The sequence below is a fragment of the Methylobacterium sp. WL9 genome, assembly GCF_008040035.1.
Classification (GTDB): Bacteria; Pseudomonadota; Alphaproteobacteria; order Rhizobiales; family Beijerinckiaceae; genus Methylobacterium; species Methylobacterium thuringiense.
On the sequence record NZ_VRVE01000007.1, the window covers coordinates 1 to 25,494 of the forward strand.

General features: G+C 66.1%; 29 protein-coding genes, 1 tRNA gene and 3 pseudogenes. 13 read left to right on the forward strand and 20 right to left on the reverse strand.

All coding sequences use genetic code 11. The features are described from left to right. Positions 1 to 349, forward strand: a pseudogene (locus FV217_RS23295) (hypothetical protein); the annotation flags it as partial. A gap of 98 nt (positions 350 to 447) precedes the next feature. Here the strand turns inward: FV217_RS23295 and FV217_RS04430 are convergent. Beyond that, positions 448 to 1,689, reverse strand: coding sequence for a capsule biosynthesis protein (locus FV217_RS04430; RefSeq protein WP_147814703.1), 1,242 nt, complete (start codon positions 1,687 to 1,689; stop codon positions 448 to 450). Between the two features lie 193 nt (positions 1,690 to 1,882). Then, positions 1,883 to 2,536 carry an ABC transporter ATP-binding protein gene (locus FV217_RS04435; RefSeq protein WP_147814705.1) on the reverse strand — a complete coding sequence of 218 codons (654 nt, stop codon included), beginning with the start codon at positions 2,534 to 2,536 and terminating at the stop codon, positions 1,883 to 1,885. 190 nt (positions 2,537 to 2,726) lie between these two features. Here FV217_RS04435 and FV217_RS04440 point away from each other — a divergent pair. From FV217_RS04440 to FV217_RS04445, 3 genes are all read left to right on the forward strand, one after another. Beyond that, a tRNA-Ser gene (locus FV217_RS04440) sits at positions 2,727 to 2,816 on the forward strand. 191 nt (positions 2,817 to 3,007) lie between these two features. Further along, on the forward strand, positions 3,008 to 3,268 hold the full coding sequence (locus tag FV217_RS23195; protein ID WP_210245118.1) for a hypothetical protein: 261 nt from the start codon (positions 3,008 to 3,010) through the stop codon (positions 3,266 to 3,268). A gap of 228 nt (positions 3,269 to 3,496) precedes the next feature. Then, positions 3,497 to 4,440, forward strand: a protein-coding gene (locus FV217_RS04445) for an IS630 family transposase (protein WP_147814707.1) whose coding sequence is annotated in 2 segments (ribosomal slippage) — positions 3,497 to 3,833 and positions 3,833 to 4,440 — 945 coding nt in all. Because the reading frame shifts where the segments join, the coding sequence is not laid out codon by codon here. A 12-nt stretch (positions 4,441 to 4,452) separates the two neighbouring features. Here the strand turns inward: FV217_RS04445 and FV217_RS04450 are convergent. Continuing rightward, positions 4,453 to 5,606: pseudogene (locus tag FV217_RS04450) on the reverse strand (IS3 family transposase). A 303-nt stretch (positions 5,607 to 5,909) separates the two neighbouring features. Next, on the reverse strand, positions 5,910 to 6,806 hold the full coding sequence (locus FV217_RS04455; protein ID WP_147814709.1) for an alpha/beta hydrolase: 897 nt from the start codon (positions 6,804 to 6,806) through the stop codon (positions 5,910 to 5,912). Between the two features lie 229 nt (positions 6,807 to 7,035). Between FV217_RS04455 and FV217_RS04460 the strand changes: the two genes are divergently transcribed. Beyond that, positions 7,036 to 8,253, forward strand: coding sequence for a M23 family metallopeptidase (locus FV217_RS04460; RefSeq protein WP_147814711.1), 1,218 nt, complete (start codon positions 7,036 to 7,038; stop codon positions 8,251 to 8,253). A 254-nt stretch (positions 8,254 to 8,507) separates the two neighbouring features. On the opposite strand, the gene aqpZ is transcribed toward FV217_RS04460, so the two are convergent. From aqpZ to FV217_RS04480, 4 genes are all read right to left on the reverse strand, one after another. Next, complete coding sequence (aqpZ, locus tag FV217_RS04465) at positions 8,508 to 9,257, reverse strand: aquaporin Z (protein WP_147814713.1); 750 nt, start codon at positions 9,255 to 9,257, stop codon at positions 8,508 to 8,510. Positions 9,258 to 9,320: 63 nt separating this feature from the next. Continuing rightward, positions 9,321 to 9,590 (reverse strand): hypothetical protein, encoded by a 270-nt coding sequence (locus tag FV217_RS04470; RefSeq protein WP_187272424.1) that lies wholly within the window; start codon positions 9,588 to 9,590, stop codon positions 9,321 to 9,323. 207 nt (positions 9,591 to 9,797) lie between these two features. Further along, positions 9,798 to 10,877 carry an AraC family transcriptional regulator gene (locus FV217_RS04475; protein WP_187272425.1) on the reverse strand — a complete coding sequence of 360 codons (1,080 nt, stop codon included), beginning with the start codon at positions 10,875 to 10,877 and terminating at the stop codon, positions 9,798 to 9,800. A gap of 533 nt (positions 10,878 to 11,410) precedes the next feature. Beyond that, entirely contained in the window at positions 11,411 to 11,698 is a 288-nt protein-coding gene (locus FV217_RS04480; protein ID WP_147814719.1) for a hypothetical protein, read from the reverse strand. Positions 11,699 to 12,344: 646 nt separating this feature from the next. Between FV217_RS04480 and FV217_RS04485 the strand changes: the two genes are divergently transcribed. The 3 genes from FV217_RS04485 (at position 12,345) to FV217_RS04495 (ending at position 16,284) form a co-directional block, all read left to right on the forward strand. Continuing rightward, positions 12,345 to 13,262 carry a formylglycine-generating enzyme family protein gene (locus tag FV217_RS04485; protein WP_147814936.1) on the forward strand — a complete coding sequence of 306 codons (918 nt, stop codon included), beginning with the start codon at positions 12,345 to 12,347 and terminating at the stop codon, positions 13,260 to 13,262. Positions 13,263 to 13,327: 65 nt separating this feature from the next. Next, a complete protein-coding gene (locus tag FV217_RS04490; RefSeq protein ID WP_210245120.1) occupies positions 13,328 to 14,968 on the forward strand; it encodes an arylsulfatase in 1,641 nt (546 codons plus the stop codon). 293 nt (positions 14,969 to 15,261) lie between these two features. Then, entirely contained in the window at positions 15,262 to 16,284 is a 1,023-nt protein-coding gene (locus FV217_RS04495) for a transporter (RefSeq protein WP_147814721.1), read from the forward strand. A 61-nt stretch (positions 16,285 to 16,345) separates the two neighbouring features. Here the strand turns inward: FV217_RS04495 and FV217_RS04500 are convergent, their stop codons facing one another. Beyond that, the gene (locus FV217_RS04500) at positions 16,346 to 16,594 is read right to left on the reverse strand and encodes a hypothetical protein (protein WP_147814723.1); all 249 of its coding nucleotides are present in this window, start codon (positions 16,592 to 16,594) and stop codon (positions 16,346 to 16,348) included. A gap of 186 nt (positions 16,595 to 16,780) precedes the next feature. Here FV217_RS04500 and FV217_RS04505 point away from each other — a divergent pair, with 186 nt between their 5' ends. After that, positions 16,781 to 17,086, forward strand: a complete 306-nt coding sequence (locus FV217_RS04505; RefSeq protein ID WP_147814725.1) for a hypothetical protein — start codon at positions 16,781 to 16,783, stop codon at positions 17,084 to 17,086. On the opposite strand, the gene FV217_RS04510 is transcribed toward FV217_RS04505, so the two are convergent. Then, complete coding sequence (locus FV217_RS04510) at positions 17,044 to 17,577, reverse strand: cytochrome b (protein WP_238231564.1); 534 nt, start codon at positions 17,575 to 17,577, stop codon at positions 17,044 to 17,046. The two genes, FV217_RS04505 and FV217_RS04510, sit on opposite strands and share 43 nt — an antisense overlap. A 129-nt stretch (positions 17,578 to 17,706) precedes the next feature. After that, complete coding sequence (locus tag FV217_RS22685) at positions 17,707 to 17,850, reverse strand: hypothetical protein (protein ID WP_187272438.1); 144 nt, start codon at positions 17,848 to 17,850, stop codon at positions 17,707 to 17,709. Positions 17,851 to 17,900: 50 nt separating this feature from the next. On the opposite strand from FV217_RS22685, the pseudogene FV217_RS04515 reads away from it, so the two are divergent. Further along, positions 17,901 to 18,029, forward strand: a pseudogene (locus tag FV217_RS04515) (IS3 family transposase); the annotation flags it as partial. Here FV217_RS04515 and FV217_RS04520 read toward each other — a convergent pair. The 4 genes from FV217_RS04520 to FV217_RS04535 all read right to left on the reverse strand — a co-directional run bounded on the left by FV217_RS04520 (position 17,974) and on the right by FV217_RS04535 (position 21,685). Beyond that, positions 17,974 to 18,657 carry a pyridoxamine 5'-phosphate oxidase family protein gene (locus FV217_RS04520; protein ID WP_147814729.1) on the reverse strand — a complete coding sequence of 228 codons (684 nt, stop codon included), beginning with the start codon at positions 18,655 to 18,657 and terminating at the stop codon, positions 17,974 to 17,976. The pseudogene FV217_RS04515 and the gene FV217_RS04520 sit on opposite strands and share 56 nt — an antisense overlap. An 83-nt stretch (positions 18,658 to 18,740) precedes the next feature. Further along, the gene (locus FV217_RS04525) at positions 18,741 to 19,649 is read right to left on the reverse strand and encodes an alpha/beta hydrolase (RefSeq protein WP_238231626.1); all 909 of its coding nucleotides are present in this window, start codon (positions 19,647 to 19,649) and stop codon (positions 18,741 to 18,743) included. A 187-nt stretch (positions 19,650 to 19,836) separates the two neighbouring features. Then, positions 19,837 to 20,736: a LysR family transcriptional regulator gene (locus FV217_RS04530; RefSeq protein WP_147814733.1), complete on the reverse strand. Its 900-nt coding sequence runs from the start codon at positions 20,734 to 20,736 to the stop codon at positions 19,837 to 19,839. 274 nt (positions 20,737 to 21,010) lie between these two features. Further along, positions 21,011 to 21,685, reverse strand: a complete 675-nt coding sequence (locus tag FV217_RS04535; protein WP_187272426.1) for a hypothetical protein — start codon at positions 21,683 to 21,685, stop codon at positions 21,011 to 21,013. A gap of 31 nt (positions 21,686 to 21,716) precedes the next feature. On the opposite strand from FV217_RS04535, the gene FV217_RS04540 reads away from it, so the two are divergent. Together FV217_RS04540 and FV217_RS04545 are read left to right on the forward strand one after the other, a co-directional pair. Then, positions 21,717 to 22,070: a hypothetical protein gene (locus FV217_RS04540; RefSeq protein WP_147814735.1), complete on the forward strand. Its 354-nt coding sequence runs from the start codon at positions 21,717 to 21,719 to the stop codon at positions 22,068 to 22,070. Positions 22,071 to 22,245: 175 nt separating this feature from the next. Then, the gene (locus FV217_RS04545) at positions 22,246 to 22,644 is read left to right on the forward strand and encodes an ABC transporter ATP-binding protein (protein ID WP_147814737.1); all 399 of its coding nucleotides are present in this window, start codon (positions 22,246 to 22,248) and stop codon (positions 22,642 to 22,644) included. A gap of 73 nt (positions 22,645 to 22,717) precedes the next feature. Here the strand turns inward: FV217_RS04545 and FV217_RS23200 are convergent, their stop codons facing one another. The 3 genes from FV217_RS23200 to FV217_RS22690 form a co-directional block, all read right to left on the reverse strand. Further along, on the reverse strand, positions 22,718 to 23,359 hold the full coding sequence (locus FV217_RS23200) for a hypothetical protein (protein WP_210245121.1): 642 nt from the start codon (positions 23,357 to 23,359) through the stop codon (positions 22,718 to 22,720). After that, positions 23,356 to 23,856, reverse strand: a complete 501-nt coding sequence (locus tag FV217_RS04555; protein ID WP_147814739.1) for a hypothetical protein — start codon at positions 23,854 to 23,856, stop codon at positions 23,356 to 23,358. Before FV217_RS04555 ends, FV217_RS23200 begins: the two co-directional genes overlap by 4 nt. Positions 23,857 to 23,927: 71 nt before the next feature. Continuing rightward, positions 23,928 to 24,128, reverse strand: coding sequence for a hypothetical protein (locus tag FV217_RS22690; protein WP_187272439.1), 201 nt, complete (start codon positions 24,126 to 24,128; stop codon positions 23,928 to 23,930). A 95-nt stretch (positions 24,129 to 24,223) separates the two neighbouring features. Here FV217_RS22690 and FV217_RS23300 point away from each other — a divergent pair, with 95 nt between their 5' ends. After that, positions 24,224 to 24,415, forward strand: a complete 192-nt coding sequence (locus tag FV217_RS23300; RefSeq protein ID WP_238231566.1) for a hypothetical protein — start codon at positions 24,224 to 24,226, stop codon at positions 24,413 to 24,415. 101 nt (positions 24,416 to 24,516) lie between these two features. Here the strand turns inward: FV217_RS23300 and FV217_RS04565 are convergent, their stop codons facing one another. Then, positions 24,517 to 24,861 carry a hypothetical protein gene (locus FV217_RS04565; RefSeq protein WP_147814743.1) on the reverse strand — a complete coding sequence of 115 codons (345 nt, stop codon included), beginning with the start codon at positions 24,859 to 24,861 and terminating at the stop codon, positions 24,517 to 24,519. A gap of 119 nt (positions 24,862 to 24,980) precedes the next feature. After that, positions 24,981 to 25,490 (reverse strand): hypothetical protein, encoded by a 510-nt coding sequence (locus FV217_RS04570; RefSeq protein ID WP_147814745.1) that lies wholly within the window; start codon positions 25,488 to 25,490, stop codon positions 24,981 to 24,983. Positions 25,491 to 25,494 lie beyond the last annotated feature (4 nt).

Genomic DNA, 25,494 nt, shown 5'->3' on the forward strand with positions numbered 1-25,494 from the left:
GGCCGGCGGCCTGCTCGGTGCGCTCACCGGGGCGGGCCTCAGCCAATCCGACGCCGAGACCTATGCCGAGGGCGTGCGCCGCGGCGGCACGCTGGTCACGGTCCGGGCCGAGGACGACAGGGCCGACCGCGTGATGAGCCTGTTGCGCAAGAGCGGCTCGATCGACCTCGACGAGCGCGCCCAGGGCTGGCGCGCGCAGGGCTGGACCGGCGGCACCGTCGGCGCGGCCGCCTCGACGGTGCATGACGTCGCCAGCAGCGATCCCCTGGTTCCCGGAACCGAGCCGAGGCCCGCCACGGATCCGGAGACGGCCCCTCCGACGCGGCTGCCTCCCGGCGGGATCCGCTGAGGCGACGCCTGCAGGGCCGTTCGCCGCATGCGCGGCGACGCGCAGTCGCGCTTGCCGGCGGCCGATCGGCCCAAGGCCGAAGTCGGCGACCGTCGGTGTTACGTGGTGTACTTGCGAAAGATCACGGCGAGCGCGAAGGCGGCGAGCGAGCCGGCGGCGATCAGGGCGATCATCAGCATCCGGCGCGGCTGCGTCGCCGATTCGGCGAGAACCGGCTCGACCACGGTGCTGAAGAACTCGATCTGGCGCGCGGCGACGATGCGGGCGCGCTCGTTCGCCGAGAGCACCTTGGAGAAGTACTTCTCCGCGTCCATGCGCTCGTTCTCGTAGGCCTCGAACTGCGACATGGCCGCCGAGATCACCTTGCGCTTCTCGGGGTCGAGGCTCGTCGTCTCGCGCTCGATCCGCGTGATGTTCTCGTCGAGATTGGCGATCTGCGCTTTCATGTCCTGGATGCGGCGCGTTTCCGGCGCGAGGTCGCGCAGCGACATCGTGAGCTGGACCTGGAGCTCGATCCGGGCCTTGCGCAGCTCGCCGATGATCTTGAGGTTGGCCTCGTTGGTCTTGGAGGCGTCGAGCATGCCTTCGCGGTTGCGCAGGTCGCGCATGGCGAAGCGGACCTTGTTCATGCGCTCCTCGGCATGGACGAGTTCGCGCTTGCTCTCGGCGAGCCCGTCGTTGCGCAGCTTCTGCGAGAGCTCGTTCACCTTGCGCTCGCTCTCCTTCATCACCGCCTGGGTGAGCGCGAGCGATTCGTGCGGATCGAAGGCCTCGACGGTCAGGACGACGATGCCCGAGGACGTCTCGATGCTCGTCTTGACCCGGTCGCGCCAGTATTTGACGAGCTTCTCGATCGGCTTGTCGGCCTTGAAGCGGGACAGCCAGTCGATGCTGTCGCGCGAGAACATCTCGCGCAGCGGCATCATGCCCTCGATCGTCTCGATCATCGGGCGGCTCTCGATGTAGTTCGAGGTGATGATCGTGTCCTGGGCGATCATCGCCTTGGGGACGCCGTTGCCGGCGCCGACCTCGTCGGAGGAGGCCTTCTCCGCGCCGCCGATGGCGGGACGGATCGCGAAGCGCGCCTCCGTCACGTAGCGGTCGGAGGCGATCAGGCCGAAATACAGCGCCCCGACCAGCGTCGGGACCAGGCAGAGCAGCACGAACAGCGGCAGCAGCAGCGGGTCGCTCCTGACGTGGCTCTGGTAGGAGCGGATGCCCTTGTTGCGGTCTGCGAAGCGGGAGGCCCGCGCCATCTGCTTCAGGGATTCCGCGACGGCGTTCGAGCGGTCGGCGGTGGTGAGCGCCTGGCCCTGCGGATTGCGGATCTCGACGGTCATGCGCCTGAATGGTCCGTTCGGTTCGAGGCCCCGGTCCGCGCGAAGCGGCCCGTCTCCACCTGTCTCACGCTCGCCTCATGGCCGACCCGAACGGCAAAACCGTGGCTGCCCGGGCTCATCGCTCGAAAGCGACGCCACCGACTTTCTTGGCCTCGGCCGTCGGCGATCAATAGCGCGGCTTCTCGATCGTCCGTCAGTTGTTGAGGCGCCGGTAGGCCTCGATCGCCTCGTTGACGTCCTCGTACACGATCGCCCGGCCGCCCACGAGGATCAGCGCCTGCGAGCAGTATTCGCGGATTGTCTCCATGCTGTGCGAGATCAGGATGACGTCGGCGGTCTCGCGGCGCTGGTTGAACACGTCGGCGCAGCGCTTGGCGAAGCGCGCGTCGCCGACGGCCAGCGTTTCGTCGATCAGGTAGCAGTCGAACGGGATCGCCATGCTCATCCCGTAGGCGAGGCGCGCGCCCATGCCGGAGGAGTAGGTCTTGATCGGTACGTCGAGATAGCTGCCGAGCTCGGAGAATTCCTCGACGAATTCCAGCACCCGGCGCGGGTCCTCGCCATAGATGCGCGCCACGAAGATGATGTTGTCCCGCCCCGTCATGAGCGGGTGGAAGCCGCCGGCGAAGCCCAGGGGCCAAGACACCCGCAGGCCCCGGTGCACGACGCCGCGGGTCGGTTCCTCGGTCCCGGCGATCAGGCGCATCGTCGTCGACTTGCCGGCGCCGTTGATGCCCATGATGCCGTAGCTGGTGCCGGGCTTCAGCGTGAACGACACCCTGTCGAGGATCGTCCGCCGCTGGCCGTTGGTGCGGTAGATCTTGGTGACGTTCTCGAACCGGATCACGGTCGCCCGACCCCTACCCTGCCGCGCCGCACGTACCGGCCATACAGGCCGCTCGATCCACCTGGAAAGCGGCGAATCTGAGGATCGCCTGCCACGCTTCCAGCCACCGTCGTCCGCGACGCGTCGAGCGCCTTGCCAGCCGTGGCCGCAGCGGGTTACAGGACCCCGCCCGCCGTCGAACGGCGGGCTTGGAGGGGTGGCCGAGTGGTTGAAGGCGCACGCCTGGAAAGTGTGTATGCGGGAAACCGTATCGCGGGTTCGAATCCCGCCTCCTCCGCCACGTTGTATTGAAATCAAAGGGAAATTCGGCCTGCGCGCGCCGATACCCTATCATCGATGCCCCCGGCAATCCGAATAGCGCGACTCTGCCGCCCGTGGAAGAGCCTGCGCCCTGCGGCCACCTCGTCTGCGTCGCACGCGAAGTCCCACGCCTTTTCGAGAACGGTTCCGGCCACCATCGGCGTTACAGCCTTGGCGACGCGCGACCTCTGGCGCGTCCGTTTCTTCATGGCTCGTTCCGTCTCTGGCCGAGCCGTATCCCCCCTTTCGATCCTGTCGGCGGTTACCGCCGTCGTCTCGCAGCGTATCGGCGAGCGCCTGCAGGACGGCATCCGCGAAACCCGGCAGAGCGATCTGCTGCTCATGACATCCCGACTGCGGCTTCCAGCGGACGCTGACGCACGGGTCGTACGACGCCACACTATTCGCGGCACTCCCGATGATCCTCTGTGACCCGTGTGGAGGCAAATCTGATAAAGTCATTCCCGCAAGAAGGGCATGACCGCGCCATGCAGGCGAGCTTTATGTCCCCGCGCAAATATGGGTTCGTGATCTGATCGGCCCCCACGAGGTGGTCCAAGGGGAAGTTAGAGCGTTTTTGGTCTGTTCTGAATCGATGGGGTGGGGTTCACGCGGCGTCGTTGTGCTGATTCATTGATCGCCCTTGAGAGGGAGCGACGCATGGGACGGCCCTACAGCCAGGATCTGCGCGAGCGGGTGGTGCAGGCCGCGGCCGCGACCTCGCGGCGCCAGGCGGCGGCGCGGTTCGGTGTCGGCATCGCGACGTCGATCCGCTGGATGGCCGCGCTGACGACGACCGGGACGGTGGCGGCCCGCCCACAAGGGCGGGCGCGCCGCTCGAAGCTCGATCCGCACGAGGCGTTCCTGCGCGGCCTGATCGACGGACAAAAGGATATCACCCTGGAGGAGATGCGTGCCCGGTTGCGGGAGGAGCACGCTCTCACGGTCGGCCTCGGCACCCTGTGGAGCTTCCTCGATGCACGCGACCTCACGTACAAAAAAAGACAGCGCACGCCTCCGAGCAAGAACGCCCGGACGTGAAGGCGGCGCGCGAGGCGTGGTTTGCGGATCAGCCCGACCTCGACCCGGCCCGCCTCGTGTTCCTCGACGAGACCTGGACCTCCACCAACATGGCCCGCACCCGCGGGCGTGCGCCGCGTGGCGAGCGGCTACGCTCCCCCGTGCCGCATGGACACTGGAAGACCACGACCTTGGTGGCGGGTCTGCGCCTGTCCGGGATCGCCGCGCCGTTCGTCCTCGACGGGCCGATCAACCGCGACGCCTTCCAGGCTTACGTCGATCGGGTCCTGGTGCCCGAGCTCATCCCCGGCGACATCGTCGTCATGGACAACCTCGGCAGCCACAAGGGTCCGGCCGTGCGAGCCGCCATCGAGACGGCTGGCGCGCGGCTGTTGTTCCTCCCGCCCTACAGCCCCGACTTCAACCCGATCGAAATGGCGTTCTCAAAGCTGAAGGCGCTGCTGCGCAAAGCTGCCGAACGCACCGTCGACGGACTGTGGTCGGCCATCGGACGGCTCATCGACACCGTCACCCCAGACGCGTGCGCCAACTTCTTCAAAGCCGCAGGATACGAACCGGATTAAACCGAAAACGCTCTAGTGCACGGTTGGCTGCTCCGTCACAGGTAGCTTGGCCGGCGGGGCTGATCGGGCGAGCGCAGCCGGCCAAGCGGAGAAGGCTGGCATGAAGACTTCCGGTGCCGGCGGCCGGTATCCCGGCGATGCATGTGGGCGCACGCCGTTGTAGTGACGCCTCCAGCTTTCGATCACGATCTGAGCTTACCTGAGTGTGTAAAAGATCTCGCCGTTGAGGAGTTCGTCGAGAAGTCGTGCGTTGAAGCTTTCGACGTAGCCATTCTCCCATAATGAGCCTGGCGTAATGTAGGCCGTCTTTGCTCCGACGCCGGTAATCCAAGCTTGGACGGCCTTCGCAACGAACTCCGGCCCGTTATCCGAACGAATATGGCCAGGTACGCCACGCAGGATGAACAGATCCGAGAGCACGTCGATGACGTCGATCGCCTTTAGCTTGCGGGCGACCCGGATCGCGAGGCATTCGTGCGTGAACTCATCGACCACGTTGAGCATCCGGATCTTGCGGCCATCCTGCGTGCGGGCCTCGACAAAGTCATACGACCACACGTAATTACGGTGTTCCGGGCGAAGACGGACGCAGGAGCCGTCGTTGTCCCAGATCCGCCTTCGCTTGGGCTGCTTGGCTGGGACCTTCAGACCCTCACGCCGCCAAATGCGCTCGACGCGCTTGTCGTTGACGAACCACCCGGCCGCCTTCAGCAACGCGCTGATCTTGCGGTAACTGTCGCGCCCATACTTCTCGGCCAACACCACGAGATCGGACGTCAGCTCCTCTTCGTCGTCGCGGCCCCGCGGTACCTTACGCTGTGTCGAGCGATGCTGACCGAGCGCCCGACAGGCGCGGCGCTCGGAGACGGTCATCGTCTGCATGATGTGCTCGACACAGGCGCGTCGGCGCGCAGGGCTCAGAAGTTTCCCCGGGACGCCTCCTGCAGGATGAGCTTGTCGAGGGTGAGATCCGCAATCGCCTTTCGGAGCCGGGTATTCTCGGTCTCCAAATCCTTCATCCGTCGAACCTGATCCGACTTCAGGCCGCCAAACTCACGCCGCCACCGGTAGTACGTCACTGAACTCACGCCGAGCGCGCGGACTAAATCTGCAGCGCTCTGGCCCTATGAAATCAGCACATCCGCTTGCCGTAGCTTGGCGACAATCTCCTCGGGCTTCGGGTGTTTTGCCGTCTTGTCCGTCCTCCAGGCTCAAAAGCCATACCAAAGGGCGGATCATTTCAATGGGGGAGGATCAGATCCCTCGCCGGCATGTCGGAGGGAGATCCAATGCGTTAAAGTAGGCCGGTCTTCTTGCTCCAGAACAAGCGTATGCTCGCGCTTCCTCCGTTGTCCTTCGGATCGACGGTGAGAGAGGCCGAGGATTTGTCGGCTGGTTGCCATTGCAGCTTCGAATGGCGCGCCATGGATTTTTACGGCGCACTGTTCGACGGAGCGCGGGTGAAGCCCTTACTTCAAACGGGCTTGCAGGAAAGCTCCGGCGGCGGCGATGGCACGCCGGCCGGCATCCAGCCGAGCATTCCACAAGGGCCAAGCATGGATCATGTGTGGCCAGATTTCGAGCGTCACGGCGATGTCGGCCGCGCCCATCGCTGCAGCGAGCCGAGTCGCATCGTCGAGCAACGTCTCGTCGGATCCAACCTGTATCAGCGTCGGCGGCAAGCCGGACAGGTTTGCGAATAGCGGCGACACCAGCGGATCCGCCCTGTCGTGGCCAACCGAGAGATAGGCATCGACGAGCTCGGCGAGATAATGACGCGAGATCAAGGGATCGACGGTGCTTTTCGCGGCGAGGCTGACGCCCGACAGCGTCAGGTCCGTCCAGGGCGAGATGAGCCAGAGGCAGCCGGGCATTAGCTGCGAGGCAGTGCGAAGATGCTGGACGAGGGCCAGCGTCAGGCCGCCCCCGGCGCTGTCGCCCGCAACCGCGACCTGCGCCGGATCGAATCCCAGCCGGAGCAACCCGGTCCAAACCGAGAGCGCATCGTCGAGTGCGGCCGGGTAGGGATGCTCCGGAGCGCGGCGATAGCCGACCGCCAACGTGCGCGCACCCGCCGCGCGACCGGCCTCGGTCACGAGGCGGCGGTGGCTCGCGATGGAGCCGGAACAGTATCCACCCCCGTGGAAGTACACGAGGACCCGTGCCGCATCGGCTCCGGGGCTCGTCGACCATTCGCAGGGCACTCCGGCGAGGGTTGTGGCTTCCAGAACGATATCCTCGGCGATCGGCCAGACCGATCCGACCTCATCGAGACGAGCCCGCCGCTCGCTCCATCCCACCGGCCGCGGTTTGGATCCGAGCATCGCGCGAACGGCGTTGAGCTCCTCGATGTCCTTCCCGTTCATGACCCCTCCCTGGCGTTATGGTCGGCGACGTGTAGTCTCGATTCCGGTCTCGTCATCGTACGTATACGACACCCCTTCAGGCCCGCTGGTTTCAATATTCCGACGACTGCGAAGCGGGAGTTTTGTGAGAGAAACTTAGCCGATGAGAAGGAACGCGGCTGTTCCGTTCAGCCATCCCTTCGCCTGAAGCGGTCAGTGCAGCCCGCCGTCTCGATTCAAAGGATTCCGTATGCGCTTGACCGTTCTCCTCTGCGCTGCGTCGATCCTGAGCATGTTGTTCTACGGAGCAGCGCGTGCGGCCGAGATCGGGCGGCAGGCCGATGCAACGCTGCCCGTCATGACGCCGCTCGTCGCCGATGTGCTTGCACCACCCCGGGCCGTTCCCATGTCGGACGGGCGCAATCACCTCGTCTACGAACTCCGCCTCTTGAACGTGCTGGACGGGCGATTCGACGTCAATCGCATCATCGTGCTGGACGGCGGCACCGGACGGCAACTCCTGGCGCTCGACCGGGACGCGATCGGTCGGCGCCTGTCGCTCGGCGGCCGTCGCGGCAGCGAGACGGCATCGCTCGGCGCCTCCCAGTTCGGGATCGTCTTCCTTCATGTCGCCCTCGACGCCGGTGCACGCGTTCCCACGACGCTGGCTCACGAGATCGACGGATTTGCCGAGCCGCTGAAGTCCGACCTGTCGATGCGGGTCGCGGACACGCCGGTGATCGACAAGCCCCTGCCTGTGCTGGGATCGCCGCTGCGCGGAAGCGGCTACGTCGCCGGGGACGGCTGTTGCGATTCCATCCGGCATGTCCGTGCGCTGCTACCGCTCAACGGAGCGTTTCGGTTGGCGCAGCGCTTCGCCATCGACTGGGAAAAGATCGACGGCGAGAGCCGGATCGTGCGAGGCGACCTGAAGGACGTGAAGAGCTACCGCATCTACGGTGAGCCGGTGCTGGCGGTGGCCGACGGTGCGGTCGTCGGCGGGCGTAACGACTTGCCCGACCAGGCACCAGGCGCGCTGCCGGCGAACCTGCCGATCGGCGAGGCGGACGGCAATTTCGTCGTGCTCGACATCGGTGGCGGAGCGTTCGTGCTCTACGCCCATCTTCGACCCGGAAGCGTCAGGGTGCGCGTCGGTGATCGGATCGGGCGTGGCGCGGTCATCGGTGAGGTGGGCAACAGCGGTAACAGCCAGGCGCCGCATCTTCACCTGCACGTCATGGACCGTTCGGACGGCCTTCTGGCGGACGGTCTGCCGTATGTTTTCGAGGCCTTTGCCATTCCGGCGGCTGCCGAGGCGGGGACTGCCGATTTCGATCGGGCGGAGGCGACCGGGTCACCACTGACGCTGACCCGCAGGTCGCCCCCGCTTGCCGTGCGCAAGGCCCTGCCGCTCGACCTCTCGATCGTGGATTGGGAACCGCCGGCCTCGGAGCGTGGGACGCCGTAGCGCTGGTGCCGACAGATCCGAAGTTCTCGGTGCAGGAGCCGTTTTCCACCACGGGAAGTCGCCGCTCAGGGGGCATCCGATCCGATAGGAATCCCATCCCCGGAACGAACCACTCGTAAGGGTGATCTGTCCCGACGCAGGCAATGCAGGGCATCGCCTGCGTCGTATGACGCCTATGCCCACAACGATGGCTCTTCACCCCACGCGAAGGCCTGAGTGGGTGCCAGCGCCGAAGGACTGATCTCCGGCCGGTCTCAGACCGGCAGGACGGCCACCTTCTCGACAACCGTCGTCTCGACGATGTCGGCCGGCTCGTAGAACCAGCGGGCGAAGGTACCCGCGACCATGGCCCCGGCGATGGGCGCGAGCCAGAACAGCCAGAGTTGCCCGAGATACTCGCCGCCTGCGAACAGGGCCGGACCTGTGCTGCGTGCCGGGTTGACGGAGGTGTTGGTCACCGGGATCGAGATCAGGTGGATCAGCACGAGGGCGAAGCCGATGGGAATTCCGGCGAAGCCCACGGCCGCGCCCTTCGAGGTGGTGCCGATGATGATGAACAGGAAGAAGAAGGTCGCCAGGAACTCGATCATGAGGCAGGCGCCGACGTCGAACTTGCCGGGACTGAGCTCGCCGTAGCCGTTGGAGGCGAAACCGTTCGGGATCCAGCCCGGCTTGCCCGACGCGATCAGGTAGAGCGCGGCGGCGGCCAGGATCGCACCCGCTACCTGTGCCGCGATGTAGGGGAGGACATGCCGGGTGGCGCAGCGCTGCGCCGACCAGAGTCCCAGCGTGACGGCCGGATTGAAGTGGCCGCCGGAGATGTGCCCGACCGCGTAGGCCATGGTCAGCACGGTCAGCCCGAAGGCGAACGCGACGCCGAGGAAGCCGATGCCGAGTTCGGGGAAGGCTGCGGACAGCACGGCCGCCCCGCATCCCCCGAAGGTGAGCCAGAACGTTCCGAAGAGTTCGGCCGTCGCGCGGCGCAGGGTCGAGTGCTCGGTCATGTCGATACTCCCGGTAGGCCGTCGCCGGCGGCTTCGGTCATGGCTTGGACTGTGTTGGGCGCATCACCCCAGGCGGCCTTCGTCGGCCATGAACATCGCGCGCAACGCGCTGGGTCGAATGACCCGGCCCCCTGTCTTGATCCATGGCACCCGCTCGTCCGTCCGCGGATCGTGCATCGCGAACAGGAGAGCCAGGTCGAAGCGGAGCCAGCAGACCGGCCCGAGATCGCCCCTCTCCGGTTTCGACTCGAACAATCCGCTGCGGGGTTCGAGCCCCTCCTTCAGCCAGACGAGCACGGCCCTTTCGCCGGACCCGGGCAAACGCGGTTCCATGTCTCGGGTCCCTGTGGCGCATGACGCGGCGGAAAGATGGTCCGACGGCTCGAACCATAGGGCGTCGAGGGCCCCGTGCTTGTCCGATGAGGACACGGGTCGGCCAATCCGGCCATACCGGCCGCACACCGTCTGGATTGTGGAGCTGCTTTGGCTGTCCCGAAAGCACGCGGCCACTTTTCGGGGCTGATGCTCCAGGGCTCGGCATCAGGCCGCCGAGAGGGCTGGCACGAGGCGCGGCGTGGACAGGCCATGCTTCGCCAGCATGTCGAGCCGCCAGGCCTTCGGATTGATCCCCGACCAGCGCCGGAACGCGCGTGTGAAGGCGCTGGCCTCGGAGTAGCCGAGCGCTACCGCCACCTCGGCCAGCGACAGGCTCGGGTTGGAGAGCAAGTGGCGGGCGATGTCGTAGCGGACCTCGTCGACGAGGTGCTGGAAGCTGTTGCCCTCGGCCTTGAGGCGACGGCTCATGGTTCGCCGATGCATGGCGAAGAGCTGGGCCGTCCGTCCCGCCGAGCAGCCCTTCCGCAGGAGCAGGATGCGCAGGGAGCGGCGCAGCTGGCTGCTCAGCGCTTCGTGATGGAGGTGCTCGAGGGCGCGAACCTGGACCTCCAGGATGTGGCGGAAACCCGGATCCGCCCCCGCGACCGGGCGGGACAACCCCTTTGCCTCGAAGACCAGCGCCGTTCCCTCCTCGTCGAACCGGACCGGCACTCCGAAGATCCGTCGATACGCCGCTTCGTCCCCAAGGGAGGGGTGGGACAGCAGCACCTCGCGCGGCGCCCAACCCGGACCGCAGAGGGCCTGCAGGATGCGGAAGCCGGAGGCGAGCGCGAGGTCCACGGTCTGCCGGCCACCCTCGGCGTCCGCGGGCGAGAAGCCGTAGCGGAGCATGGCGGTCCCGTCCCTGACGTCGAGCGTCGAGACTGCACCGGGGTGATAGAGATGCCCGTGCTCGATCAGGCAGAGCAGCGCATCGGACACGGTGGGCCGGTGCTGCATCAGCAACCCCACGATCCCGAAGCAGGACGTTCTCGCCCGAGCCCCGGTCAGGAGGCCGACATGGCGGCAACCGGTCCGCTCCGCGCACCACGCGAGCAGCCCGCCGACGGACGAGGCGGGGAATGCGTTGTCGCCGTCGTCGAGGAGGCGGGGATCCCGTCCGGCCTGGCCGATGATGGGATCGGGCTCGAACCCCAGCGATCGGAGGACCGCTGGCAGTTCCCTGAGTATCCCGACCCGGCCGCCATGGTTTTCGGGTTGGGCGCCCGTATCGAGCCCGGACATGTCGAAGGCGACGGGTGGGATCCCGGAACGTGGTCCTTCCGAGATCGATAAAAGCGTTCCAGCCTGGACCTGTGCAATCATGTGGCACGCCCTCGTCGACGCACGGCAGGACCCGCTCAGCAGACGACGAAGTCGCGGTGAGCCCCTAGGGAAATGCAGCTGTAGATTTACAGCACGCTATCGAGGGTGGGAAGGGATGTCAAATATTCGTAACAACTAAACTGAAATTGATTTAGATTAAATTTGCATGGAGTCTTGTTGAATCTCTAATCTTTATCGGATTGTGCGCAATCGTAATGTTGCTGCAGTATTGTTCCTGCCGGGCCGTCGGTCCGCAATGGATGCTGACAGATCGCGCGAGAGGATCGGCGTCTGCCCGAGGCCGAACGAGCGACGCGTCGGATGGCGCGGAAGCAACGCGGCGCCGTGCTTCGGAAGGTCGGATGCCGGACCGTTGCAGGACCCGGCGTGCCGGGGCCGCCGCGTCTCAAGCGGTCAGGGGCTCGGCCACGGTCGGACGGTCGGTGTGCAGCTTACATCTGCAGGCAGGTCAGCAGATCCACGTAGCTCGGAGACCCGCCGTTGCCGGCCTCCTGCACGCACAGCGCGCGGCGGCGCGGATCGAAGCTCGACCAGAGCTTTACAAGCTGGGTTCGCGCCTGCGTTTCGTCCCGCAGACAGTTCTGGTCGGTGTTGCCGTTGCCGGCTCCCAGGCTCGGAGCCGCGCGGCAGGTCGCCTTGACGTCGAAGGTCGGAGGCCGCCCACCCGCGGCGGCCAGCGTGACGAGGGAGACGAATGCGAGACCTGTGAAGCTCGGCACTGGGTAGCCTCCTGATGCGGCGTGGACGGTCGGATCCTGTCGAGCGAACCGCGATCGTGCAGCCGTAAGCCTAAGCGGTCCGGACCGATCCGCTTGACGGAACCGGACACCGACTTGACCCGATGGGCCAAGGGCCTGGACGTTTTGGGCCTTCCGGGCTCTCCGACCGGATGTCCGAAAGCCGGCTCACTGCGCGAAGACCAGGTTCGGCGCCGCACGGAGCGCGGCGGGAGTGTCATGGCTTCGTCCCGGATGTCGGCGCGATCGCGTCGCGGCCCGGATCGTAGGCGGCTCCGCGCGTACTCGCTTGACCGGAGACGACAGGCTCTGACGGTTTTCGGGGCTGCCGGGAGCGCAGGCGCCCGGTCAATGTCGGATTTCCCACAAAGACCCGAGCGGATGTCGCGAGCGGTCAATCTCTTGGCAATCGCGGTCAAGCAGCCGGGACGGGTTTCCGCATCCTGACGTTGCGTTCGGCGCTGGGGACCGGGTCGGTGCCGAGCCTTGTACAACGGGGTGGGTCGATCTCCTTCCCCCCTCCCGGAACGCGCTCGGTCCTCAACGGGAGCCTGGAATGGCAGGTGCCGTGTCACCGCGATCGACCATCGACACCGCTTCCTTCGACGGCGAGGATTTCCATCGCGGAATGCAGCGCATCGTCGGAGGGACGTTCCGGATGGGATCGGACCGGCACTATCCGGAAGAAGCCCCGACACGCCGCGTGGCGCTCGACGCCTTTCGGATCGACGAGGCCCCGGTGACGAACGCCCGGTTCGCGGCATTCGTCGCGGCCACCGGCCACCGCACGGTGGCCGAGATCTCCCCGGATCCGCGGGACTATCCCGGGGCTCTCCCGCACATGCTCCACCCCGGATCGCTGGTCTTCGTGCAGCCGCGCGAACCCGTGAACCTGCGCTTCCCCAGTCAGTGGTGGAGTTTCGTCGCCGGTGCGGACTGGCGCCACCCCTATGGCCCGGACAGTTCGCTGACGGGGCTCGACGACCATCCCGTCGTGCATGTCGCGTTCGCCGATGCCAAGGCCTATGCGCGCTGGGCCGGCAAGGCCCTGCCGACCGAAGCGGAATGGGAGTTCGCCGCCCGCGGCGGCCTCGACGAGACGGAATTCGCCTGGGGCCAGACGCTCGTCCCGGGCGGACAGCGGATGGCGAACATCTGGGAAGGCGACTTCCCGCACACGAACACCTCCGCATTCCCGCGGACCTCGCCCGTCGGCGCCTTTCCGCCGAACGGCTACGGCCTGTCCGACATGATCGGCAACGTCTGGGAGTGGACCACGGACTGGTTCGCCCAGGGCGCCGGAAACCCGCTTCAGAAGTCCTGCTGCATCCCCCGGAATCCGCGCGGCGGCCGCGAGGAGGACAGCTTCGATCCCGGCCAGCCCCGGATCAGGATCCCTCGCAAGGTGGTGAAGGGCGGCTCGCACCTGTGCGCGCCGAATTACTGCCGCCGCTACCGGCCGGCCGCGCGTCACGCGCAGCCCGTCGACACGTCGATGAGCCACGTCGGCTTCCGATGCATCACAAGAGAAGGAAACCCGACATGAGACGCGACGAGACCAGCGACGGCCGGACGGATGACGGCGCGGCGCCCGAGGAGAACCAGGCGGCGATGAGCCGCCGCAACATGCTCCTCAGCGGCACCTCGCTGCTCGCGACAGCAGGGCTCGTGGCTGCGGCCCAAACCACGCCAGCCCTGGCCCAGTCCTCGCCGCCGCCATCGGGCAAGCAGCCGAACATCGTCGTCATCATGGGCGACGACATCGGCATCTGGAACATCGGCGCCTATCACCGCGGCATGATGGCGGGGCGCACGCCGAACCTCGACAAGGTCGCCGCCGAGGGCATGCTGTTCACGGATTACTACGCCGAGGCGAGTTGTACGGCGGGCCGCGCCGCCTTCATCACCGGCGAGCTGCCGATCCGCACCGGCATGACCACGGTGGGCCAGGCCGGCGCCGCCATCGGCATCCCGGCGCAGGCGGTCACCATCGCCACCGCGCTCAAGGGGATGGGGTACGCCACAGGCCAGTTCGGCAAGAACCACCTCGGCGACAAGAACGAGTTCCTGCCCACCGTCCACGGCTTCGACGAGTTCTTCGGCTACCTCTACCACCTCGACGCGATGGAGGATCCGGCCCACCCTGCCTACCCGCAGGAGCTGCTCGACAAGGTCGGCCCGCGCAACATGGTCCATTCCTGGGCGACGACCACGGACGACCCCACCGACGACCCGCGCTGGGGCAAGGTCGGCAAGCAGCGGATCGAGGATGCCGGCACGCTGTATCCGAAGCGGATGGAGACGGTGGACGACGAGATCCGCGATCTGGCGCTGGGCTTCATCGACAAGGCCAAGGCCGACGGCAAGCCGTTCTTCGTCTGGCTCAACCCGACCCGGATGCACGTCACCACCCACCTGTCGCCGAAGTATCAGGCGATGCGCAATTCGAAGAACGGCTGGAGCATCCAGGAAGCCGGCATGGCCCAGCTCGACGACGACGTCGGCTCGGTGATGAAGAAGCTCAAGGACCTCGGCATCGACGACGACACCATCGTCGTCTTCACCACAGACAACGGCACCGAGGTCTTCACCTGGCCCGATGGCGGCCAGACGCCGTTCTCGCAGTCCAAGGGCACTATCATGGAGGGCGGCTTCCGCGCGCCGGCCATGGTCCGCTGGCCCGGCAAGGTGCCTGCCGGCAAGGTCGAGAACGGCGTGATCTCCGGACTCGACTGGTTCCCGACGCTGGTGGCGGCTGCCGGCAACGCGACCATCGGCGAGGAGTTGAAGGCCGGCAAGGCGATCGGCGACCAGACCTACAAGGTCCATCTCGACGGCTACAACCAGCTCGACATGATCACCGGCAAGGGTCCGTCGAACCGCAACGAGATCTGGTACTTCGGCGAGAGTGAACTCGGCGCCGTCCGGATCGGCGACTACAAATACCGCTTCATCGACCAGCCGCACGGCTGGCTCGGCGACAAGACCAAGGCCGACGTCCCCTACATCACTAACCTGCGCCTCGACCCGTTCGAGCGCACGGGCTGGCCGACGGACGGGACGAAGGAAGGCGCCCAGAACTACATGAGCTGGTTCCTCTACGAGTTCTGGCGCTTCGTCTTCGTCCAGCAGGAGGTCGAGAAGCTGGCCATGACCGCCATTGCGTTTCCGCCCATGCAGAAGGGCGCGAGCTTCAACCTCGATGCGATCAAAGCCAAGATCATCGCGGCCCGTTCGGCGATGGGCAAATAGCGCGCGGAACCAGGCCGCGCGGCGCGCGACAGGGACGGCTTCGAGAGATCGAGGCCGTCGCAAGTCTCGAGCGTGAAGCAAGATCTCGGCACTATGCACCCGGCGCAATTGCCTCGCGCACAATCTTCATAAGATTTATTAACCTATCATATAATATACTATCAAATCTAACATTTATAGCACATAGTACTAGAAATACGTGAGACTCTATTGTTCTGGATTGATGCCCGCGATCAGAGCTGAGACGATTGTATTCGAAGGCGAGACATGTGCCGCTTTCATAGGAGGGCATCATGTCTGATTTCCGCCGCTCGAACCGAATGTTCGCTTGCGCAGTGTTGGCCGTCGCGGGCGTGTCGTTCTCCGGAGGGGCGAAGGCTGCGGAGGGGGCGCAGGGGGCCTACGTGCTCGGCAACCGCGGCCCGCTCGCCGGCGTGACGCCGCCGCCGGGGTTCTACTTCGAGAACGAGACCTACTTCTACCAGGGCAATCTCGGTGGCAACCGCAGCTTCCAGAGCGGCGGCGTGGTCGCCGCGAACGTGAAGCTCGATATCAGCGCGACCTTCATGACGCCGGTCTGGGTCACCCCGGTCGAGATCCTCGGCGGAACCCTCGGGTTCTCGGTCACCATCCCGTTCGGCACGCCCAACGTCAGCGCCGGCGCGATTTTTTCGTCACCCCGGATCGACCGCATCGTTTCCGGCCGCGAGCGCGACGCGATCTTCAACGTCGGCGACATCTACCTCGCCTCGTTCGTGGGCTGGCATTCCGGCAACCTTCACTGGAGCACCACCGTCCTCGGCGTGGTTCCGTCGGGATCCTACGAGACCGGCCAGCTGTCCAACATCTCGCTGAACCGGCCGGCGCTCGACCTCAGCGCGGCGCTCACTTACCTCGACCCGGTCCTCGGCTACGAGCTTTCCGTGGTGCCCGGCGTGACATTCAACTGGATCAACCCGGCGACGCAGTACCTCACCGGCACCGAGTTCCACCTGGAATGGTCGGCCTCGAAGTTCCTGAGCAAGGAATTCTCGATCGGTGCCGTCGGCTACTTCTACGACCAGCTCACGGGCGACAGCGGACGCGGCGATCGGATCGGCCCTTTCAAGGGGCGCGTGACGGCGGTGGGTGGCCAGATCGGCTACACGTTCAAACTCGGCGAGATCCCCGTCTCCACGAACGTGCGGGTCCTGCGCGAATTCGACGTCACCAACCGCTTCGAGGGCACCGCGACCTATCTCACGATCACGGCCCCGCTCTGGGTCGCACCCGCCAAAGCCGTGGTCGCTGACGCGCCGGTCGTCGCCAAGTTCTGAAGGAGCCATCTTTGCCGAGAGGCAAGCGAGGCCGGATGCCGGCCTCGCCGCTCGTCGGATCTCAGCGACGAAAGCCGCCGCGGCGGAAGGCGACGCCGCGCACGCCACGGCCGTACATCCCCACCCGCGCCCCGCGCCCGTACATTCCGACCCGGGGCGCGTAGCCGCCGCGGCGGACCGCGACTCCGCCGTTGGGACCGACGCACCCGGCCCGATAGAGGCCCCTGGCGCAGACCATCGCGCTCGCTTCCATGGGGACGAAGGCCAGCGCCCCCGCGAACAGCCCGAGGGAAATCAAGAGGTGCTTCATGATGCGTTCTCCGAGAGGGCGCGGAGGGAGCGGGCTTGCCGCGACCCGAATGCCGACGCCCAGTCTAGGGCCGCGGGCAGACGATGCCTGACCGGATTTGCCTCCGCGTTGACATCTCGGGACGGCCAGAGGATCGGCCTCCGGGCTCCCCCGCCGTCGAGAGCATTACTCAGACAGAGCTCCCAGGTGTTCGACGTCGCGGCTCGCATGCGCGCCATGCGCCGCGGCGTGATCGTCGATGCCGGGTCTGGCGAAGACCGGGAGCCTGCTTGCCCGGAGCCTGCTTGCCCGGCCCATGAAAACGATCTCGCGAACGCTGAATGGGAAAAAGGCGACCCGTGCCCGCGGTACGTAGGCGATATGGCCGGGCAGATCTCTGTGCGGCATCCGAGCCATGTCGATGCCGTCGAACGTCAGTCTAACGAGACATCGGCAGAAGCAAATCGCCGTCAAGTCATTCGCGAGATCACCTTTTCCTTCCAAAAGAATTGATGCATCGCTGCCATGGCAATGTGGCCGATAATCACTGCCAAAAATGCAAAACCCAGCCAATAGTGCATAAGATCGGCAGGGACCATCATCCACGTGATCTTGCTTCCGCGTTCAGGCATCAACGGGATGCCATAGGGGGAAAAGCCCTTGCCGGATCCATATTGACGCAGGAGAGCAATGCCTGGCTGCACAAACATGACGGCGTAGATCAACGCGTGCCCTGAGGCCGCAGCGCGTCCCAGGCGACCCGTATGCGGCGGTCGCCGTTTCAGACTCACCAGAGCCCAGGCACCACGCAATACGACGATCACGAGGAGCGTGAATCCCATGGTCAGATGGCTCCCTCCGACAAATTTGGTGAGAGCCGTATCGCCGATGCTGACGTAGAGCAGCGCGCCGGCAAACTGCCAGGCGAAGAGTGCGGCCATCAACCAGTGGAAGCCGCGACTGATCCGGCCGTATCTCTGTGGCGTGTCCGTCCAGCTCGACATCGTCATCGCTCGTCACCGTCAGGTAGCGAGAACAATGCACCGAGACCGCCGCTCACGCGCCCCCCTTGGTCCATAGCGTCATCACGAAATCGTTCCGCCAGCCACCGGCCGCCGTGCCGGTCGTTGGCTTCATGACCGTGTCAGGCCGCCACGACGACCAGTGTCTTGTTGACGAACATCCTCGATGCCGAGTTCGCGGCCGGAGCCCGAGTTCTTAATGCCGCCGGAGCGCAGCTCCGGCATCGAGCTTGTGGCGGTGTCGATGGAGACCATGCCGGTTTCGATCCGGGAGTTGGCGACGACCCGACGACGGCGTACACCGGCATGCCCGGTTGGGTTATCTCCCGCCGGCCCCGGAGGTGTTCGTGCCCGCCTCATCCGCCTGACCGGCTGCGCTCACCAGACCGGCTCGGCCGGCCAAGCGACCTGGGGAGCAAAGGCTGACCCTGCACCAACTTTGGAACCGGACCACCCCCTGGGGCTGGTCAGTTGCGCTTCGAGTTCCGCGATCCTCGCATGCAGCGGCGCGACCGCCGTCGCGATCTCGGCTTCGCTGAAACGCGGGGTGATGTGCTGCGGGCAATTCCAGTCGAAGGCCTCAACCGTCACCAGGACGAAGCGCTCGACGCGCGCTCGGTAGCTTGGCGTCGCGAGCGTGGCCGCGAGGTCCGGACGTTCGCCGCTCGCGACGACGTGGAGGCGGCCGAGCAGCTTGAGACGCCGGCGGTTCGGATAGTCCATGAAGATCATCGCCACGCGGTCGTTCGCGGCCGCATTGCCGATGGAGACATACTGACGGTTGCCCGCAAACTCGGCCCAGCCGATCGTGCGGCCGTCGATCGGCTTGACGAAGCCGATCGGTCCGCCGCGATGCTGCACATAGGGCCAACCGGTCTCCGAGACGCTGGCGAGATAGACGCTGTCGCGGTCGGCGATGAAGTTGACCTCGCGGTCGGTGAGCGCTTCCGCGGGCATCGCCGCACCGGCCGCCGCATCGGCGTAGGCCTCACGGGAGCCCATGCGGGCCTGCTCCGCCCGGACGCCCGGAGTGAAGGCGAGATCGAAGAAACGATGTCTCATGACGGATCTCCTGCATGACGGGCCCGAGCGGCTCCGAGGCCGGTCCCGTCCGGGCTCGGTCGGTCGCACGGGCCATCGCCGGTTCAGTGGGAGAGGAGGGTACGGTCGAGAAAGTCGCGCATGAGCGGTGCAATGACGTCGAGCTTGTCCTCCAGCGCGAAATGCCCGGTATCGAGCAGATGAAGCTCGGCGTCCGGCAGATCCCGCAGGTAGGGATGCGCGCCTTCGGCGGGGAAGATCGAGTCGTTCCGACCCCAGACGATCAGCGTCGGCGGTCTGTGCGCGCGGAAATATGCCTGGAAAGCCGGGTACAGCGGAACGTTCGTGCCGTAGTCGTGGAAAAGGTCCAGCTGGATGTCCTTGTTGCCAGGGCGGTCGAGGAGCGCTTGGTCGTGCCGCCAGGTGTCGGGATCGATCCGCGAGATGTCGGCGACGCCATCGACGTACTGGAACTTCGTCGTGGCGGGATCGACCAGAACCGACAGGGCTTCGCGGTTCGTCTCGGACCCGTCGGCCCAATAGGCCTTGATCGGATCCCAGAACGCCAGCAACCCCTCCTCGTAGGCGTTGCCGTTCTGGACGACGAGAGCACTGATGCGCTCGGGGTGCTTGAGGGCGAGCCGGTAGCCGACGGGTGCTCCGTAATCCATAACGTACAGGGCGTAGCGCGCCGCGCCGAGCCGATCGAGCAATGCGTCGACGAGGTCGGCATAATGCGCGAAAGTGTAGTCGAAGGCCTTGTGGTCCGGCGCGCCGCTCTTGCCGAAGCCAGGATAATCCGGCGCAATGACATGGTAGCGGTCGGCGAGAAGCGGGATCAGGTTGCGGAACATGTGCGACGAGGTCGGAAAGCCGTGAAGCAGCACGACGACGGGTGCATCGGCCGGCCCGGCCTCGCGGAAGAAGACATCGACACCGTCCACGATCGCCGTGCGATGGTGGACGATGGGGATCACCGGATGCGCCGGGCTCCGCGGCGCCGCAGCCTGCATCGCGAGGGCGGAGGCTGACAGAACGGCCGGAACGAACAGATCGGTCATCGACGTTTCTCCTCGGAACCAAGGCCGCTGCGTGATGCATCGCGGCTCGTGAGAAGGAACCTAGGCGCAGCCGGTTTTCGGGATAAGCCTATGTGTTCGGGAGCCTGCATTCCGAAAAATGGAAGGCCTGCGAAGATCCTCAGAGGGTTCCAAGGTAGGCTCTGAGCTTCGGAACGCTCCAATCGAGGAAGGCACGTACCTTGATAGGCGTCGGTCCTTGTTCCGGATGGACGAAGCTGACCGGGAGCGGCTCAGGCTCATAGCCCTCGAGGATCAACGTCAGCGCACCGGATCGGATCTCCGGCGCAACTTGGTAGGACAACACACGGGTGATGCCGAGCCCGGCCAACGCGGCATCCACGGCGGCTTCGGCGGTGTTGACGGCGAGACGGGCGCGGACCGGTACGGTGATCGTCTTGGCTCCATCTTGGAAACGCCATTCCGGTGTTGCGGGAAAGCCCTGGAAGGTCACGGCTTCGTGGCCGCTCAACGCCTGCGGTGTTGTCGGCACGCCGCGGCGCGCGAGGTAGTCCGGACTTGCGCAGACCACACGGCGGACCGAGCCGAGGCGCGTGGCCAAGAGTGCGCTGTCGGCCAGAGGGCCGATCCGCAAAGCGATATCGACATGGTCTTCGACGAGGTTCACGCTGCGATCGATCAGAAACAATCGGATATCGATCTCGGGATGCGCGGCCAGGAACGCAGTGGCGAGCGGCACGATATGTCGACGGCCGAAGACGATCGGCGCGGTAACAAATAGTTCGCCGCGGGGCGTGCTGTATTCGCCAGCCGCCGCCCGCTCGGCCTCCAGCACTTGTTCGAGGATGCGTTTGGACGCTGCGACGTAGGTCTGACCCGTCGGCGTAAGATCGATCCGGCGACTGGTTCGATTTAGAAGTCGCGTTCCGAGATGTCGTTCAAGATCGGAAATCCTGCGACTCACCGTGGTGAGGGGAAGGCGCAGCTTCCGTGACCCGGCAGAGAGACTGCCTTCCTCAATGACGGTGAGGAGGATGGACATGGCATCAAGGCGATCCAAGAAACCCTCCGTAAACCGAACGCCACTGTCGCGACCTTGAGGCCAGCAACTGGTCGAGATCTTACCCTGATGTGTTCTTTTGGGCGCCGGAACCGGACGCCCCGCTCCCGACCCAAGCCAGTCATTTACGAAGCCCTACTACAAATACTAAAGCGGACTTCCATTAACGCTGGCGAAGCGCTTTTCTGTCGGATATTGCTTCATTTCGCTGCCGCGCAGCGTGGTCTTCCCATGAATTGCCCGAGAGTTTGTATGCGTACGGCGTCAAACGTCGTCAGCGCGCGAAGTACCGGTCGGATGCCGTGTCACTCTCCGAGAGCGGTTCGAGAAGCGCGCCCTTCCGATCGATCAGGGCCCACCGACCTCCGATCATCGAGGATGGTGAACGGCCGTCGGAACGGCATCCCGTGCATACGAGCGCGACGCCCCGCCGGTTGAACGGGAAGGACCAATCGTAGGGCGTCGCGAGGGCGAGGCGCAGTCGGCGGTCGTAGAATGCCACCTTTCCCGCGTGCCAACCCCGCACGAGGCCCTGCACGTAAGGGTCGGATCCGTTGTCGAAGACGAAGACCGGCAGCGCCAGACCATCGCGTCGCACCCAGAGCCAGCCGATCTCGTCGATCGCGACCTCGGCGAGCCCGCGACGAAAGCGCATCTGCGCAATGTGGACCGGGGCGATGCGCAGCACGGCGCCGTCGCGGCGGGCGCAGTCGCGATGGAGGTCGAGTTCGGTGCGGACGAACCGGCAAGCCAGGGGATAGGCGGGAGCCGACATCGCACTGTCACGTGCGGCAAAAAACAAAGTCAAAGACATCAGCAGGACAATCACGCCCGAAGAGACGTCATAAGATCGCGACGGTGCCGATCTTCGCTGTTTTTCCGTCCCGTGCGCGGGGCACGACGCGCTTCGCTCTGATAGATGATCCGATGGCCGACCCAGAAAGAGCATCCGACTCGGATCGCAGGGGGAAGATCGACGCATGTACGTGTTCTGGCATGGTCGCGGCTATTGGGTCATCTTTCTGGCTGCGGCGGCGATGTTCCTGCCTCTGATCGTCCTGCGGCAGGTCGATGGCCCGGAGGTGGATCGCGGCGTCTGCCTCACGATGGGCCTTGCCGCCATCACGGCGCTCGGCCTCGGGCTCCGCTGGAACCGCGGCGAGACGTTCGGTCCGGCCGCCCGCGACCACGCGTTCTTCGGCATCCCGATGCAACTCTGGGCGTTGCCGATGGCGTTGTTCGCGATCCTGCTCGGGACAGGCACGATCACGACGGAAGAGGCCCCGCGGCAAAGACCGACGGCACAGCAGTTTCCCGATGGCACCGTCCGATAGAACACCGCGTCGCGTCGGATCGCTGGACGCGCGGCCGTCTCGTCGCGACGTGGACGATGGCTGCTGACGCAGATTGCAACCGACCGGCCTACGTTCTGCGGCCGCCCCTTTCTGAGGATGCTGCCATCATCGGATCGTTCCCGGAATGACGGATGAACCCTTTGCGAGAGGCTTCATGACCCTGAAACTTGACCAGTCCTCCGTCGAGGATCTCGATCTCGCGTTGCGTCTTTACAGGCGTCTGGTGTTTCGCCTGCTGGCAATACTCGTCCTCGGCTTTGGTGCCGTGATCGGTTTGTCGCATCTCGGCACCGCCCTGTCGCCGCCCTACGGCATCTACATTCTTGGTTGGGGCCTCGCGACCTGGGGACTGATTGGGCTTCTGGCCCTGATCGTTCTGGAACTCTGGTGGGAGGGCCGGCAGATTGGACGGGCGCTGAACGATCCGGGCATGCAGGCCTCGCCGATCGCCGGGTTGATGGGCGGCATCGGCGTCATCGCGGAGCGAGCACAAGCGATGGGCATGGAATGGAGCGGCTTCCTTGGACCGCTGCGCCCCGCCCGCCGTCGATAGCGTGATCGACCGAGCGCTCCAGAATGGGGTACGAGCGCTTGTCTTCCGACCGGCGAGGCCTCGGACTGCGACCTCAAGGCGCGACCACGACGAGATCATCCGCCGGCAGCCAGCCTGAAACCGTTTTCGTGCCGCCGAGATAACGCGCCCGTACCCAGCCGTCCCTGCGCTCGAGAAGCGCCACCGGGTCGTATTCGACGAGGTAGGGGCCCCGTTTCGGCGCAGGGCCGGGCTCGGGTCGAAGGACGGCGCGCTTGGTCGTCACGAGGCCAACCGCAAGCCAGTTCTCCGTGGGCTGAAGTCGACCCCGGCCGAGATCGAAAGGCTTTCCGACCATCGTGCCCGTCGCCATCATGCAGCCGCCGTGATCCTCGGCGAGCGTCAGGGCCGCCCCCTCCGGCGTGAAGGCGAGCGTGCCGGGGATGCGCTCCGGTTCGCCCGGGAACCAGGTCTCGATCTCGGCACGCGAGCCCACGAGGCTGCCCCGCATGAGGAAGATGCAGCTGAACGGCGCAGCCCCGCCCGGACCTGGCTCACCGCGGCCCTCGGAGAAGACGCCGGCCACGGACTTGCCGTTCACCGCCAGGGTCAGGCTGCCGTAGACGCCGGAGGTGGCAACCGGCTCGCCTGCCGCCACCCGGCCGCAGACGGCGAGCACGAGTGCGAGGCCGGTCGCACAGGCGATCCGCGAGCGATGTCCGATCCTGCCGATCACAGGTTTTTCTCGAGCACCTCGACCACCGCCTCGACGCGCGGCTTGACGTCGGCGGTGTTGGCGAACGGCCGCCAGTTCACGTCGAGGACCCCATCCTTGAAGGTCAGCCCCTTGGCGAAGTTCGAGGCGACCGCGGTCTTCTCGTCGTAGCGGACCCGGATCGCCTTGAGGGTCTTGCTCAGGGCGTCGCGGCCCATCTTGTCCTTGCCGACCTCTTTCAGGCCGGCGGCGAGCGGCGCGAAGATCGTCGTCCCGAAATAGGTATCGTCCGAAACATACTGGGCGTCGCCCGGGACGGTGAGCTGGTCCCAGACCACCTCGACCGGCACCGGAAAGCCTGCCGCGTCCTGGATCGCCTTCTCCAGGGCCGGGTAGCGGTCCTGCCGATAGGCGGCGATCGCTCGGCGCTCGGCGAGGCCGACGGCGGGCTCGGCCTGGACCGCCGGGACGAAGAGAAGGGTCGCCGCGGCGGCGAGAGCGTGTCGGCGTGAGAGCATTCGACGGATTCCTCGTTGGGCAATGATGGCCTGCGAATGCAGGCCTGGGGTGATCGTTCGATGACGGTCCGTCATCCCGACGTCTGCAGGCGATAGACCGTCCCGGGAGTCTCGATCGACGGATCGCCGACCCAGGCGAGCCGCATGACGCGGACGACGCTCCGGTCGATGCGGGTCGGCAGGACGGCTGCCTCCCCATCGATGGTCTGGTATGCCGACTGGCAGGCGCGATGGGAGGGTGGCCGGAATGACCGGAGGTTGGGTGCCGCCAACGTGTCTCTGCGCGCTGGTTCTCGCGCAGTTGCCTGCGTGGGCGGACCCGGGCGCGGCCGTCGAAGCGGGGCTCCCAGTCGAGGTCACGGCGTTCATGCCGCGGCGGACGGACTGCCATCACTGGACGGGCGAGGAGGCCTACGACGCAGACCGCGGGCGTGCCATCGCTGCCGCTGTGAAGGCCCTCCGCTGCGACGCCGTCGCGGCGGACGAGACGCGCATGCGGCGGCGCTACGGGCGGGATCCGGAGGCGCTGCGCAGCCTCGACCGCAGGCCCGACGGCTGATCGCGCCAACGGCCCGGTCCGGCCTCGGAGGGAAAATCGTGCTGGCCCGCGCCGCACGCTGGACGCGTGGGGTCGGCAGGCTGCGGCCGGAGCTCCCGTTATCATTGAGCCGACATCAGGTCCGAGGGGACCAGGCCCGCACTGGCGCGGACCCGCCACAGACGATCCGCAAACCAGCGTGAGACCGGGCTCGTAGCCGGCACGAGCGGCATCTCCGCGAGGCCGGAGAGCATGACCCGGTCCGGCTGCCAACGCGTGCCTCCGGCCGGTCCGGCTTCGGCGAGGAGCTGCATCATCTCGAGGTGGACCACGCCTCGGATCGCGTCGTCCGCATCGCGCAGCACGATCCAGCCCGGCGCGTCGCTGCCGCCGCCGGGCATGGCGAACATCATCGGGCGCCGGCACACCGTCAGCGTCCAGGCGTGATCGGGGCTGCGCTCCTTCAACCACGTCTCGTCGCAGGCGAGGTGTCTTTCGGGAGCAAGCAGGAAGCTCAGCAGCGCGACAACCGGGAGAGCGAGCAGGACGGCGCGAACACGGCGCCGGCGGGACGGCCCCGCAGACCTCACCCGACGGCACCGGAGGCCGGACGTCGGTTCCGGATCAGGGAGGCGAGCGCTCCGACGATGGCGGCGACGAGCGCGGCCATGAGCACGAGCAGGGTAATCGTGCGGTTCCAGAGCCTGTCGAGGCCGAGATCGGTGGTGAGCAACTCGGGACGCGCCGGGTCGACCATCACCGCGATGCTGTAGTCGCCGACATGCAAGCCCGAGAACACGTAGTTCACCCGCCGAGCCACGGTTGTGTCCGGCGTGCGCAGATTGAGCGTCACATCGCAGATATGGATCACGATCTTGGCGCTGCACTTGCCATCGCTCACCCGGGCATTCGCGGCGGGACGGGCCGCCTCGCGGACCTGCCAGTCCGTCATCAGGGGAGGCGCCGTGTAGACGGCGCAGGCCACCAGGAGGGCGCCGAGCGCCACGACGCCGAACAGCACCCAGAAGGTGTTCATCCAGCCCTGACCTTGAGGGGGCAGGCGCAGGAGCTCGGCGCGATCGGGAGATGCGGTCATGCTG

Bases quoted from the DNA above. Each gene is read 5' to 3' on its own strand.
- FV217_RS04430 (WP_147814703.1), bottom strand. From the start codon at position 1,689: ATGACCGTCGAGATCCGCAATCCGCAGGGCCAGGCGCTCACCACCGCC.
- FV217_RS04455 (WP_147814709.1), bottom strand. From the start codon at position 6,806: ATGAACGGGAAGGACATCGAGGAGCTCAACGCCGTTCGCGCGATGCTC.
- FV217_RS04460 (WP_147814711.1), top strand. From the start codon at position 7,036: ATGCGCTTGACCGTTCTCCTCTGCGCTGCGTCGATCCTGAGCATGTTG.
- aqpZ (WP_147814713.1), bottom strand. From the start codon at position 9,257: ATGACCGAGCACTCGACCCTGCGCCGCGCGACGGCCGAACTCTTCGGA.
- FV217_RS04470 (WP_187272424.1), bottom strand. From the start codon at position 9,590: ATGGAACCGCGTTTGCCCGGGTCCGGCGAAAGGGCCGTGCTCGTCTGG.
- FV217_RS04475 (WP_187272425.1), bottom strand. From the start codon at position 10,877: ATGTCCGGGCTCGATACGGGCGCCCAACCCGAAAACCATGGCGGCCGG.
- FV217_RS04485 (WP_147814936.1), top strand. From the start codon at position 12,345: ATGCAGCGCATCGTCGGAGGGACGTTCCGGATGGGATCGGACCGGCAC.
- FV217_RS04490 (WP_210245120.1), top strand. From the start codon at position 13,328: ATGAGCCGCCGCAACATGCTCCTCAGCGGCACCTCGCTGCTCGCGACA.
- FV217_RS04495 (WP_147814721.1), top strand. From the start codon at position 15,262: ATGTCTGATTTCCGCCGCTCGAACCGAATGTTCGCTTGCGCAGTGTTG.
- FV217_RS04500 (WP_147814723.1), bottom strand. From the start codon at position 16,594: ATGAAGCACCTCTTGATTTCCCTCGGGCTGTTCGCGGGGGCGCTGGCC.
- FV217_RS04510 (WP_238231564.1), bottom strand. From the start codon at position 17,577: ATGTCGAGCTGGACGGACACGCCACAGAGATACGGCCGGATCAGTCGC.
- FV217_RS22685 (WP_187272438.1), bottom strand. From the start codon at position 17,850: ATGGTCTCCATCGACACCGCCACAAGCTCGATGCCGGAGCTGCGCTCC.
- FV217_RS04520 (WP_147814729.1), bottom strand. From the start codon at position 18,657: ATGAGACATCGTTTCTTCGATCTCGCCTTCACTCCGGGCGTCCGGGCG.
- FV217_RS04525 (WP_238231626.1), bottom strand. From the start codon at position 19,649: ATGCAGGCTGCGGCGCCGCGGAGCCCGGCGCATCCGGTGATCCCCATC.
- FV217_RS04535 (WP_187272426.1), bottom strand. From the start codon at position 21,685: ATGCTCTTTCTGGGTCGGCCATCGGATCATCTATCAGAGCGAAGCGCG.
- FV217_RS04540 (WP_147814735.1), top strand. From the start codon at position 21,717: ATGTACGTGTTCTGGCATGGTCGCGGCTATTGGGTCATCTTTCTGGCT.
- FV217_RS04545 (WP_147814737.1), top strand. From the start codon at position 22,246: ATGACCCTGAAACTTGACCAGTCCTCCGTCGAGGATCTCGATCTCGCG.
- FV217_RS04555 (WP_147814739.1), bottom strand. From the start codon at position 23,856: ATGCTCTCACGCCGACACGCTCTCGCCGCCGCGGCGACCCTTCTCTTC.
- FV217_RS23300 (WP_238231566.1), top strand. From the start codon at position 24,224: ATGCCGCGGCGGACGGACTGCCATCACTGGACGGGCGAGGAGGCCTAC.
- FV217_RS04570 (WP_147814745.1), bottom strand. From the start codon at position 25,490: ATGACCGCATCTCCCGATCGCGCCGAGCTCCTGCGCCTGCCCCCTCAA.